Here is a 12,031-nt window from a genome sequence, read left to right as displayed (position 1 = left end):
CCGACGCGGACCGTCGACACGGAGCGCCGGTCAGCCCGAGGCGTCGGCGAGCAGCTCACGGGCGTGGTCGCGAGCGGTCGTCCGATCGGGGCTGCCCGACAGCATGCGGGCCAGCTCGGTGACGCGGTCCTCGCCGGCCACCGGGTGCACCGTCGTGCGGGTGACGCCGTCGACGACCAGCTTGTCGACGAGCACCTGGGCGTCGGCGCACGCCGCCACCTGCGGCAGGTGGGTGACGACGAGCACCTGGTGGTCACCGCCCACCTCCGCCAACGCCCGACCCACCGCCAGCGCCGCCGCCCCGCCGACGCCGGCGTCGACCTCGTCGAAGACGAGCACCGGGGGCCCCTCGGTGAGCACGAGCCGCAGCGCCAGCATGGCGCGGGCGAGCTCGCCGCCCGAAGCCACCTTCGACAACGGGTGCAGCGGCATCCCCGGGTTGGCGGCGAAGCGGAACACCACGTCGTGGCCGGCCGGGCCGGACACGTCGACCTCGAGGCGGGCCTTGGCCAGGGCCAGCGCCGGCAGCTTCGCCTCGACGGCGGCGGCGAGGGCCGGTGCGGCGTCCTGCCGGGCGCGGGCGACGAGCGCCTCCTCGCGGGCGACGGCCTCGCGCGCCACGGCGAGCTCGGCGTCGAGCGCGGCAGCGAGACGGTCGTGGTCCTCCAGCTCGACCAGGCGGGCCTTCGCCTCGGCATGGAAGGCGATCACGTCGGCCGGGGTCGGGCCGTACTTGCGAGCCAGTTCGTGCAGGAGCTGCCGACGGGCCCGCACCTGGTCCTGGCGATCCGGGTCGTCCTCGATGCCGTCGCCGACGGTGCGCACCTCGGCGGCCACGTCGGTGACCTCGGCGGCCACCGCCCGGAGCCGTCGCGCCGCGGCTGCGAAGGGAGCACGACCGTCGAGGGCGGCCACGGCGACACCCAGGGCGTCACCCGCGCCCCCGTCGTCGGTGAGCGCGGCCACTGCGGCGATCGCGGCCTCGCGGTGGGCGACGGCGTCGCCGAGGAGGTCCTCCTCTTCGGCCAGCGCCGTGTCCTCGTCGGGATCGGAGACCTGGGCGGCGTCGAGCTCGGCGACCTGGAAGCGGACGAGGTCGAGCTCTCGGGCCCGCTCCCGCTCGTCGCCGCCCAGCCCGGCCAGTCGGGTCTCGATCGCCCGGAGGGCCTCGCGGGCGGCGCGCAACGGGGCCAGATCGATGCCCCCGAACCGGTCGAGCGCGGCCCGTTGCACGGCCGGCGTGAGCAGGGACTGGTGAGCGTGCTGGCCGTGGAGGTCGACCAGCCCCGACCCCCGTTCGGCGAGCTCGGCGAGCGTGGCCAGGTGACCGTCGACGTACGCCCGGCCCCGACCCTTGGCGGGCACCACTCGACGGAGGACGACCTCGTCGTCACCGTGGACGAAGCGCCCTTCCACCACCGCCTCGGTGGCGCCCGGGCGCACCATCGTCCCCTCGGCACGGGCCCCCACCAACAGCTCGACGGCCGTCACCACGAGCGTCTTGCCGGCCCCCGTCTCCCCGGTCAGGGCGGTGAGGCCCCCGTCGAGGACCAACGTGAGCTCGTCGATGACCCCGAGGTCGGTGACCCGCAGCTCGGCCAGCATCACCGGTCCGAGAGGCCGAACTTGGCCCGCAGGATGGCGTGGAAGTCGCGGGCCCCGAACACGACGAGGTGCGCGGAGTGCGTCGCCGCCCGGCACACGACCCGGTCGCCGTCATCGAGCTCGCCGAGGTTGCGGCCGTCGACCACCAGGGCCGCCGGCCGGTGCCCCGTGACGGTGAGCCCCACGACCGCGTCCTCACCGAGGACCAGGGTGCGGTCGAAGAGCATGTGCGGCGACACGGGTGTGAGCAGGAGCGCCCGGTGGGTGGGCTCCACGATCGGGCCGCGGGCGGAGAAGGCGTAGGCGGTCGACCCGGTGGGGGTGGCGACGATGAGGCCGTCGGCGGCGTAGGGCGTGAACCGGGAGCCGTCGAGCTCCACCTCGAGCCGGACGGTGTGGCCGCTGGCGGTCTTCTCGAGCACCGCCTCGTTGAGGGCGACCACCCGTCGGGCGCCCCCGAGCGCCGAGGTGACCTCCACGTCGAGGAGCATCCGGTGCTCGAGGGAGAAGTCACCGGCGAGGAACCGTTCGAGCGCGGAGCGGACGGCCTCGGGCTCCACGTCGGTCAGGTAGCCGAGCTGGCCGAAGTTCACGCCGACGACCGGGACGTCGGCGTCGGCCACCAACGCCACGGTGCGCAGCATCGTGCCGTCACCGCCGAGGCTCACCGCGACGTCGGCCCCGATGGCGAGCGTGTCGTCGGGACCGCCGAGGTCGGGGCGGCCCGCCCGGGCGGCGTCCTCGACGGGGAGGCGGCACTCGTGCCCGAGCCCGAGCAGCCAGCCCACCGTGTCGGCGGCGACGGCGGCCGCCTCGGGACGGTCGTGGTGGACGACGAGGACGACGACGGCCACGGTCAGGCCTCGTCTCCACCGGCCGCCCGCACGACCTCGTCGAACGCCGCGACCGTCGCGGCGGGGGTGAGCGGCGGGCGTCCGCCGACCGCCTCGTGGCGGCCCTCGCCGGGTCCCCGACCGGTGACGAGGAACTCGACGTTGCCGTCGGCGCCGGTGAGCGGGGAGACCATGGCGCCCATGATGGTGGCACCCCGCTCGTCGAGCGCGGCACCGACCTCCCCCAGGACGCGCCGCCAGACCGACGGGTCGACGATCACACCCCGAGCCCGGTCCGCTTCGGCCCGCCCCGCCTCGAACTGGGGCTTGACCAGGAGCACGTAGAGCGCCCCGGGGCGCACGGCGGCGAAGAGCGGATCGAGCACCAGGCGCAGGGAGATGAAGGAGAGGTCGCCCACGACGACGTCGGCGGGAGGCGCCACGAGCGCCGGGTCGAGCGTGCGGAGGTTCGTCCGCTCGAGGTTGCGCACCCGGGGATCGGCCCGGAGCCGTTCGTGCAGTTGGTTGCGGCCCACGTCGAGCGCCACCACCTCGGCTGCCCCGTGGGCCAGCGCGCACTCGGTGAACCCACCCGTCGAGGCACCGACGTCGAGCACACGGGCGCCGTCGAGGTGCGACGCCAGCGAGAACCGGTCCACCGCGGCGGCGAGCTTCTCACCGGCCCGGCTCACGAACCGCGCTCGGGGACCGTGCAGGACGATCGCCTCGGCGGGGTCGACGAGCCGGGCCGCCTTGTGGGCGGGCGCGCCGCCGACCGTGACGCGGCCCCGCTCGATGTCGTCGCGGGCGCGCTCACGGCTCGCGACGAGGCCCCGGCGGACCATCTCGGCGTCGAGGCGCCGCCGGGGGCTCACGATCGAGCCGTCAGCTGGTCGACTCGCCGTTCGGCGCCGGCGGGGTGGACGCCGCGGCCGTGGTCGCGGCCTTCTTCGCCGGCGCCCGCTTGGCCGGGGCCCGCTTGGCCGGCGCCCGCTTGGCGGGGGCCTTGCGGGCGGCCTTCCCGGTGGCCGCCAGGGCGTCGACCTTGGCCTCGAGACGGGCCAGGTCGCCCTTGGTGGCCACCCCGAAGGTGTCGAACTGGTGCCTGATGCGGGAGTCGACGACCTCGGCGATGCGCTCGGTCTCCTGGCGGCTGCGCTCGAGGAACTCGTCGAGGGCCTTCGAGAGCTGCTTGGACTGGCGGTCGGTGGCCTTGGAGACGTCGCGCAGCATCGTCTCGACGCGCTTCTGACCGCTCTGGGTGACGTCCTTGCCGGCCTTGATGGCCTGACCGATGGGATCCTTCTTCGCCATGGTGGCTCCTCCTGCTGCAGCGCCGCGGCCCGCTGCCGCCGGTCTGGTCCGGGTGACGCGCCCGGTCAGGCTATCCCTCCGGCGTCGCCAGGGCCTCCTGGACGAGGGCGGCGAGGTCGGCGGCGACCACCGCCGGCGTCGGGTGCACAGGCAGGTCGGCGGCCGACGTCACCCCGGAGAGGACGAGCCCGAAGCGATAGCCCAGGGTCTCGGCGAAGCGGCCGTCCGTGTCGGGCCGGTCGCCGACCACGATGCCCTCCGGGCCGAGCCGGCGACGCACGAGGGCGGCGATCGGCTCGTGGGGCTTGCCGGCCACGGTCGGCATGCGACCCGAGGCGGTGGCCACCGCCGCCACGATCGAGCCGCCCCCGGGGATCGGCCCGGCGCCCGTGGGATAGGTGGCGTCGTCGTTGCTGGCCAGCAGGCGGGCGCCCTCGGCGACCGCCCGTGTCGCGACGGTCATGCGCAGGTAGTCGAAGTCACGGTGGTAGCCGACCACCACCGCGTCGAAGGGCCCGACGTCGGCCAGGGCGTGGAGCACGCCGGCCGGGGTGGCCGTCGGGGCGGCGGCCACGACGTCGCGACACGCCACCACCTCGGCGCCGCGAGCCTCGAGCTCCTCGCTCAGTCCCGGGCCCCCGCAGACGAGCACCCGCTCCTCGGCCGTCACCAGCCCGGCGACGGCCATGGCCGAGGTGACCACGTCGTCGCCCGGGTCGACCCCGTGGCGCCGGAGCCGCTCGGCGACGTCGGCGCGCCGTCCGAAGGAGTTGTTCGTGACGAAGGCGACCGTCTCGCCGGCGGCCCGGACCGCGGCCACGGCCTCGGCCGCCCCGGGGACGGCGTCGTCCCCCACCCAGATCACCCCGTCGAGATCGAACACCCAGGCCACGACGGAAGTATCGCCGCTGGCGTGACCGCCGACCGGCCCGGCCCGACGGTCCGCCGGGTCCCGCGAGGTCCGGTCGGGAGATCCGGTGCGAGCTCCGGACGGGAGGCCCGGCCCGGGAGCTCACCCGGAAGTCGGGTCTGACGGGTCTGGTAGGAAGGGGCAGTGCCTCGCTTCGAGCCCTTCCCCGGCATCCGCTACGCCGCCGCGCCCGCCGGGGCCGCGACGCTCACCGCGCCGCCGTACGACGTGATCAGCCCGGCCGAGCGCCGGTCCCTGGTCGACGCCGACCCCCACAACGTGGTGCGGATCGACCTCCCCGTGCCCGACGGCTCCGGCGAGGACCCCTATGCCGCCGCCGGTGCCACCTGGCGGGCGTGGCGCCGTGACGGGACCCTCGTCACCGACCCCGAGCCGACCTTCAGCGTCTACCGCATGGAGGTCGAGGTCGACGGGGAGCGCCGGCGCACCACCGGGGTGATCGGGGCGCTCGAGCTGTCCCCACCCGGGGAGGGCGGGATCCTCCCCCACGAGTTCACGACCCCGAAGGCGAAGAGCGATCGCCTCGACCTCCTCCGCGCCACCTCCGCCAACCTGTCCCCGGTGTGGGGCCTCTCTCCGGCCCCTGGCCTGTCCGGCCTGCTCGACGTGGGCGGCGCCCCCGACGTGCACTTCACCGCGGCCGACGGCGTGTCCCACGACCTCTGGGTGGTGTCCGACCCGGAGCGCCGGGCCGCCATCAGCGCCGCGGTGAGCGCCCATCCCGTGGTCATCGCCGACGGCCACCACCGCTACGAGACGTCACTGGCCTACCTCGACGAGCGTCGCCGGGCCGAACCAGCCGTCGGCGGGGCGGCCGCCGTGCTGTGCTTCGTCGTGGAGCTCGTCGAGGCGGAGCTGACCGTCGACCCGATCCACCGGCTCCTCACCGACCTCCCGCCCGACGTCGACCTCCTCTCGGCGCTCCAACCGTTCTTCGCCCTGGAACCGGTCAGCCTCCCCGAGACGGGCGCCGTCGCGTTCCTGCGCCACCAGGGTGCCCTGGCGGTCGTGCGGCCCGAAGGCTGCTGGCTTGCACGGCCCCGCGCCGAGCGCCTCTCCGGCGTCCGGGACCTCGACTCCAGCCGGCTCGACGTCGCGCTGGCGGCCCTTCCCTCGGTGACGGTCACCTTCCAGCACGGGGTCGACAGGGTCCGCGGTGCCGTCGCCGACGGGACCGCCCAGGCGGGGGTGCTGCTGCGCCCGGCGACGGTGGGCCAGATCGTCGAGATCGCCCACGGCGCCGACCGCATGCCGCCGAAGACGACGTTCTTCGCGCCCAAGCCGCGCACCGGGCTCGTCTTCCGCGACCTGACCTGAACGGGCCGGAGCGGGCCTGGACGGACGTGACCGGAGCACCGGGGCCCGCCCGGCGTGCGCCCGCCCGACGGTGGTCGACGGGAGTCAGTCGACGGTCCAGGTGGCCCCCGAGTGGAGGAGCGCGGTGAGATCGCCCGGACCCTTCTGCTCCCCGGCGGCGGCCAGCTGCTCGGTGACGCCACGGCCGTAGTCGGGTCGCTCGACGGCCCGGAAGACGCCGATGGGCGTCGGCTGCGTCGGGCCCTCGGCCAGCCTCGAGAGCTGGAACGCCAGACCGGCGTCGGTCTCGTCGTGCACCAACAGCGCGTCGGCACCGACGTCGGCGACCTCGACGATCTGGGGGGAGCCGTCGGCGCCCATGACCACTCCGCGCTCGTCGTCCTCGCCGAAGCGGATCGGCTGGCCGTGCACCAGGGGGATGAGCATGGCCGCCCGGTTCTGCTTGGCCGTGATCGCCCCGAAGGCCCCGTCGTTGAAGACGTTGCAGTTCTGGTAGATCTCGACGAAGGCCGCGCCGCGGTGGTCGTGGGCCCGGCGCAGCATCTCCTGCATGTGGGCCCGGTCCATGTCGTGGGTGCGGGCCACGAAGGTGGCCTCGGCCCCGATCGCCACGCTCACCGGGTTGAAGGGGTGGTCGAGCGACCCGAAGGGCGTCGACTTGGTGACCTTGCCGACCTCGCTCGTCGGGGAGTACTGGCCCTTGGTGAGGCCGTAGATCTGGTTGTTGAACATGAGGATGGTCAGGTCGACGTTGCGGCGCAGGGCGTGGATCAGGTGGTTGCCGCCGATCGACAGCATGTCGCCGTCGCCGCCCACCACCCAGACGTCGAGGTCGGGCCGCGAGATGGCCAGGCCGGTGGCGATGGCCGGTGCCCGGCCATGGATGGTGTGGATGCCGTAGGTGTCCATGTAGTACGGGAAGCGGGCCGCGCACCCGATACCGGACACGAAGACGGTCTCCTCACGCCGCACACCGAGCTCGGGCATGAGCGACTGGACGGCCGCCAGGATGGTGTAGTCCCCGCAACCGGGGCACCAGCGGGGCTCCTGGTCGCTCGACCAGTCCTTGCGAGTGGTGACGGGGACGGCGGTGTCAGTCATCGAGGACCTCCGTGAACGCGGCCTCGAGCTCACCGGCGGTGAACGGGAGGCCTTTGACCTTGCTGACGGATCGGGCGTCGACCAGGTACTCGGCGCGCAGCAGGTGGCTGAGCTGACCGAGGTTCATCTCCGGGACGACCACCTTCGGGTAGCGGCGAACGACCTCGCCGAGGTCGGCGGGGAAGGGGTTGAGGTGGGTGAGGTGGGCCTGGGCCACCCGGCGGCCCTTGGCCCGGAGGCGGTCGACGCCGCCGCTGATCGCGCCCCAGGTGGAGCCCCAACCCACGACGAGGAGCTCGGCGTCGTCCACGTCACCGGTGACCTCGACCGGGGGGATGTCGTCGGCGATGCCGGCGACCTTGGCCGCCCGCAGCGCGGTCATGCGATCGTGGTTCTCGGGCGTGTAGGAGATGTTGCCGGTGCCGTCCTCCTTCTCGATGCCGCCGATGCGGTGCTCGAGGCCCGGCGTTCCGGGAACGATCCACGGGCGGGCGAGGGTGACGTCGTCGCGCTGGTAGGGACGCAGGACGGGTCGACCGTCGAGGTCGGTGCTGTTCGGTTCGGTCAGGAAGGGCACCGAGATGTCCGGCAGGGTCGACACGTCGGGGAGCAGCCAGGGCTCGGCCCCGTTGGCCAGGTAGCCGTCGGTGAGCAGGAAGACCGGCGTGCGGTACTTCACCGCGATGCGGACGGCCTCGATGACGGCGTGGAAGCACTGGGCGGGGCTGTAGGCGGCCACGATGGGCACCGGCGACTCGCCGTGGCGGCCGTACATGGCCAGGAGGAGGTCGGACTGCTCGGTCTTGGTGGGCAGGCCGGTCGAGGGCCCGCCGCGCTGGACGTCGATGATGAGGAGGGGCAGCTCGAGGCTCACGGCCAGGCCGATGGTCTCGCTCTTCAACGCCACCCCCGGCCCGCTGGTGGTGGTGACGCCGAGCTGGCCGCCGTAGGCCGCACCGAGGGCGGCGCCGACGCCGGCGATCTCGTCCTCGGCCTGGAGGGTGCGCACGCCGAAGTTCTTGTGCTTGGCGAGCTCGTGGAGGATGTCGGAGGCGGGGGTGATCGGGTAGGAGCCGAGGAACAGCGGCAGCTTCGTGAGCTGGGACGCGGCCACGAGGCCCCAGGCGGTGGCGGTGTTGCCGTTGACGGAGGTGTAGACGCCGGGAGGCTGCACGGCCGGGTTGACGGTGTAGCGCTGCCCGATGAGTTCGGCGGTCTCGCCGAAGGCGTGGCCGGCGTTGAAGGCGGCGACGTTGGCGTCGCGCACCATGGGCTTGCTGGCGAACTTGGCCGCGATCCAGTCGAGGGTGGGTTGCTCGGGTCGGGTGTACATCCACGAGATGAGCCCGAGGGCGAAGAAGTTCTTGCTCCGTTCGGCGTCACGCGGCTTCACGCCGAGGGGCTCGCAGGCCTGACGGGTGAGCGAGGTCATGGGGACCTCGAGCACGGTGAAGGCCTTGAGGTCGCCGGTGGTGAGCGGGTCGTGGTCGTAGCCCGCCTTGGTGAGGGCCCGCTCGTCGAAGGCGTCGATGTTGACGATCACGGTGGCACCCGGCTCGAGCTTGCCCACCTCGGAGAGCAGCGCCGCCGGGTTCATGGCCACCAGCACGTCGGGCGTGTCGCCGTGGGTGGTGATGTCGTGGTCGGAGATGTGGACCTGGAAGGCGGAGACGCCGGCGACGGTGCCGGCCGGGGCCCGGATCTCGGCCGGGTACTCGGGGAGGGTGACGAGGTCGTTGCCGAGCATGGCGCTGGCGCTCGTGAACCGGTCGCCGGTGAGCTGCATCCCGTCCCCGGAGTCGCCGGCGAAGCGGATGATGACCCGGTCGAGGTGCTCCGCGACCTCGGTCGGATCGGCCGTCGTGGACATGCGAACCCCCTGTGGTTCCTGATGCGTGCTTCCTGATGCGTGGTTCCTGGTGCGGTCGCCGCGTCGACTCGGGCGGCCGCTCTCGTTCTGATCCGGTTGTCTCGTCCGGATGGTCATCGCGAGCACCCCACCGGCGGACCGACCGAACAACCGAGCCCCCGGCGACCGCCCGACCGGGGTCGGGGCGGCGCCCTCGGGGTCGACGCTAGCGCGGCGACACCGCCGATCCCGACCACCGGCGTCGTTCGACGCGGCCGCCCGCGCCCGGTGCTGCGCCGCGCCGGATCAACCGGTGCGAACCCGGGGCACCGGTGACTCAGCCGCCGGCGGTGGCCTGCTCGCCGGCCCCGACGAGCGCCTGCTCGACGAGGTCGCGGGCGTGGCGGCCCGACCGGGGAACCCGGATCCGCTCCGCGACGACCTCGGTGCGGCTCTGCGTGGCGCCACCGACCCGGAAGAACCGTCGGCGCACGTGGCCCACCACCACCACGACGTCGCCGGCGGCGATCGTCGGCCGGCGGGCCGGAGGGTCGGGCCAGACGACGGGCACGGTGGTCGCGTCGGGCGGACGCCCCCCGACGCGGACCTCGTAGCCGAGCAGCACCGCCCCCGAGGCCAGGACCCGCACCTCGGGCTCGCGGACGACGGTGCCGCAGAGCACTGCGACGTTGACGATCGGATCGGGAACGGACATCTCGCACCTCGCACGGATGACGGCCGCAGGTGCGGCCGGGACGCGAGGGGGATGAGGGACCTCACGCTACCCGGGGGGTGGGACAGCCCGCGGCCTCGGCGCGCCGACCGGGAACGGGACGTCGGCGCTCAGCGCAGCGCGCGGAGGCGGCTCTCGACGTCGGCGAACGAGGGGTCGGCGGCCCGGATCTGACCGAAGAGGTCTCGGGCCCGGGGCACCTCCCCGGCGCGCTCGTAGAGGTCGGCGAGGGCGTAGGCCCTCCTGAGGTGGAAGGTCTTCGGGGCCTTCGGGAAGCGCCACCCCGACTCGAGGAGTCGGATGGCGGGCACCAGCTCGGCGCGATCCGCCAGCGCCCCGGCGGCGACGATCCGCCCCTCCGTCACGATCTCGGCACTCGGCGACGCGCTCCCCAGCTCGGCCCACAGCTCCTCGACGACGCCCCACTGACGCAGCGCCCGGTAGCAGTCGGCGAGCACGGGGTGCTGGTCGACGCTGTCGGTCAGCAGACGATAGGCCTCGAGCTCCTTGGCCGCCGCCCGCCACTTGCCCTGCCGGTAGAGGGTGAGCCCGTAGAGCTCGCGGACCGCGCCGACGGTCGGGGCCTCGTCGGAGAGCTTCCTCAGCACCCGCGCCGCGTCGCCGAACCGCTCGTTCTCGAAGTCGTCGGCCGCCTCGCGCAGACGCCGCTCGACACGCTCGCTGCGCGCCGTGCCGACCGCCCTGGCCAGCTCGGCGCGAACCTCCTCGGCCAGGTCGGTGGTCGCGGTGGAGCCACCCCGACCGGGACGCCCGGACGAACCTCGGACGACCGCTGCTTCGGCTTCGTCACGGACCTCCTCGACGCGCACCCACTGCTCCTCGGCACGGGCGGCGCGGGCGGCGCGGGCCTCGTCGTCGCGTCGGCGTTCGTCGTCGACCGGTACGGCCGGTGCCGATCGGGCCTCCTCGCCAGGTCGCCCGGTCCCGCCGGGACGGCTGCGTTCGGCGCCCTCGACGGCGTCACGCCACACCCGACTGGCGTTCGAGACCCGCTTGCCGGTGGCCGCCCCCAGGCCGCGGCGGGCCACGCTCCCCCACGACGACGGTGCCTCGATCGCTGCGTCGTCCGGTCGGGCGGCGCTTCGACGCGACGCGCGCTCGTCGTCACGGACCCGGGCCTTCCCGCCGGCACTCGCCCGCCGAGGCCCGGTACCCCTCTGATCCGACGCGGCGCCGCCGCGGGAACGCGAACGCTCGCCGCCGGGCGCCCGGGCCGCGGCGCTCCCGTCGGCGCGCGAGGCGCCGCCACGCCCGGGCTTCGACCCGCCGGATCGGCCGGGGCTCGCGCCGCCGGAGCCGCTCGCCGCCGGACCCGGCCGCCCGGGTCGACGCGGCCCTGCGGCGGTCGACCGGCTACCCCCCGAGCGGGTGGCGCTCGTCGTCCCCTCGCCCCGGGCGCCACCGTTCCTCGACCCGGCACCCTTGGCCGCCGATCCCCTCGGCCCACCGCCCTTCGATCCCGACGCCTTCGATCCCGATCCCTTCGGAGTCGACGCCTTGGGACCCGTACCCCGGGACGCGGCACCGCCGGCCCGGCCGCTGGAGGCGCCCGACCCCTTCGCGGGCGGCGCGCCCTTCCGCGTCGGCCGGCTCGAGCCTCCGCTGCGGCCTCGCGGGTCCCGGGAGGCCGGCGGGCGCGGCGACGAAGAAGGCATCGGGTCAACCTATCGGGACCGGCCGAGGGCCGGAGCAGCACGGTGGAGCCTGAGCTGGTCGAAAACGACGAGAGGGCCCCCGAAGGGGCCCTCTCGCACTGAGAAATCCGGCGGCGTCCTACTCTCCCAGGGAGATGACTCCCAAGTACCATCGGCGCTGGTGGGCTTAACTTCCGTGTTCGGAATGGGAACGGGTGTGACCCCACCGCTGTGGCCACCGAAACCTTTGTCAAGGGGGCGGCGCCACCCCGACGGGTGGCGGCCTGAGCCCTCTCGAGAACTCCATAGCGAGCACGAACATCGTTGTCGATCCAAGCCCTCGGCCGATTAGTACCGGTCGGCTGAACGTGTTGCCACGCGTACACCTCCGGCCTATCAACGTGGTGGTCTACCACGGGCCTTACCAGGTTGACCCTGTGGGAAATCTCATCTTGGAACAAGCTTCGCACTTAGATGCCTTCAGCGCTTATCTCTTCCGTAGGTCGCTAACCAGCCATGCCCTTGGCAGGACAACTGGCACACGAGAGCTACGTCCATCCCGGTCCTCTCGTACTAGGGATAGCCTTCCTCAGATTTCCTACGGCTGCAGAGGATAGGGACCGAACTGTCTCACGACGTTCTAAACCCAGCTCGCGTACCGCTTTAATGGGCGAACAGCCCAACCCTTGGGAC

10 protein-coding genes and 2 rRNA genes are annotated in these 12,031 nt (G+C 73.8%); 1 reads left to right on the top strand and 11 read right to left on the bottom strand.

Annotated elements, in window-relative coordinates; all coding sequences use genetic code 11:
• Window positions 1-30: 30 nt before the first annotated feature.
• From recN to MUE36_05280, 5 genes are all read right to left on the bottom strand, one after another.
• On the bottom strand, window positions 31-1,605 hold the full coding sequence (gene recN, locus MUE36_05300; protein ID MCU0310340.1) for a DNA repair protein RecN: 1,575 nt from the start codon (window positions 1,603-1,605) through the stop codon (window positions 31-33).
• Window positions 1,605-2,459, bottom strand: coding sequence for an NAD(+)/NADH kinase (locus MUE36_05295; GenBank protein MCU0310339.1), 855 nt, complete (start codon window positions 2,457-2,459; stop codon window positions 1,605-1,607). Before MUE36_05295 ends, recN begins: the two co-directional genes overlap by 1 nt.
• 2 nt (window positions 2,460-2,461) lie before the next feature.
• On the bottom strand, window positions 2,462-3,313 hold the full coding sequence (locus MUE36_05290) for a TlyA family RNA methyltransferase (GenBank protein MCU0310338.1): 852 nt from the start codon (window positions 3,311-3,313) through the stop codon (window positions 2,462-2,464).
• A gap of 10 nt (window positions 3,314-3,323) precedes the next feature.
• Window positions 3,324-3,752 carry a phasin family protein gene (locus MUE36_05285; GenBank protein ID MCU0310337.1) on the bottom strand — a complete coding sequence of 143 codons (429 nt, stop codon included), beginning with the start codon at window positions 3,750-3,752 and terminating at the stop codon, window positions 3,324-3,326.
• A 70-nt stretch (window positions 3,753-3,822) separates the two neighbouring features.
• On the bottom strand, window positions 3,823-4,644 hold the full coding sequence (locus MUE36_05280; GenBank protein MCU0310336.1) for an HAD-IIA family hydrolase: 822 nt from the start codon (window positions 4,642-4,644) through the stop codon (window positions 3,823-3,825).
• Window positions 4,645-4,806: 162 nt separating this feature from the next.
• Between MUE36_05280 and MUE36_05275 the strand changes: the two genes are divergently transcribed.
• A complete protein-coding gene (locus MUE36_05275) occupies window positions 4,807-6,000 on the top strand; it encodes a DUF1015 domain-containing protein (protein MCU0310335.1) in 1,194 nt (397 codons plus the stop codon).
• Window positions 6,001-6,084: 84 nt separating this feature from the next.
• Here the strand turns inward: MUE36_05275 and MUE36_05270 are convergent, their stop codons facing one another.
• From MUE36_05270 to MUE36_05245, 6 genes are all read right to left on the bottom strand, one after another.
• A complete protein-coding gene (locus MUE36_05270; GenBank protein MCU0310334.1) occupies window positions 6,085-7,101 on the bottom strand; it encodes a 2-oxoacid:ferredoxin oxidoreductase subunit beta in 1,017 nt (338 codons plus the stop codon).
• The gene (locus MUE36_05265; GenBank protein ID MCU0310333.1) at window positions 7,094-8,971 is read right to left on the bottom strand and encodes a 2-oxoacid:acceptor oxidoreductase subunit alpha; all 1,878 of its coding nucleotides are present in this window, start codon (window positions 8,969-8,971) and stop codon (window positions 7,094-7,096) included. The genes MUE36_05270 and MUE36_05265 overlap by 8 nt, the downstream gene beginning before the upstream one ends.
• 316 nt (window positions 8,972-9,287) lie before the next feature.
• Window positions 9,288-9,665 (bottom strand): hypothetical protein, encoded by a 378-nt coding sequence (locus MUE36_05260; protein ID MCU0310332.1) that lies wholly within the window; start codon window positions 9,663-9,665, stop codon window positions 9,288-9,290.
• A gap of 128 nt (window positions 9,666-9,793) precedes the next feature.
• Complete coding sequence (locus MUE36_05255; protein MCU0310331.1) at window positions 9,794-10,732, bottom strand: hypothetical protein; 939 nt, start codon at window positions 10,730-10,732, stop codon at window positions 9,794-9,796.
• A 732-nt stretch (window positions 10,733-11,464) separates the two neighbouring features.
• Window positions 11,465-11,581 (bottom strand): 5S ribosomal RNA (gene rrf, locus MUE36_05250).
• Between the two features lie 84 nt (window positions 11,582-11,665).
• Window positions 11,666-12,031, bottom strand: a 23S ribosomal RNA gene (locus tag MUE36_05245); the annotation flags it as partial.

It is taken from the genome of Acidimicrobiales bacterium (assembly GCA_025455885.1).
In the GTDB taxonomy this organism is placed as follows: domain Bacteria; phylum Actinomycetota; class Acidimicrobiia; order Acidimicrobiales; family Acidimicrobilacustridaceae; genus Rhabdothermincola_A.
This window is presented reverse-complemented; position numbering and strand designations above follow the sequence as displayed.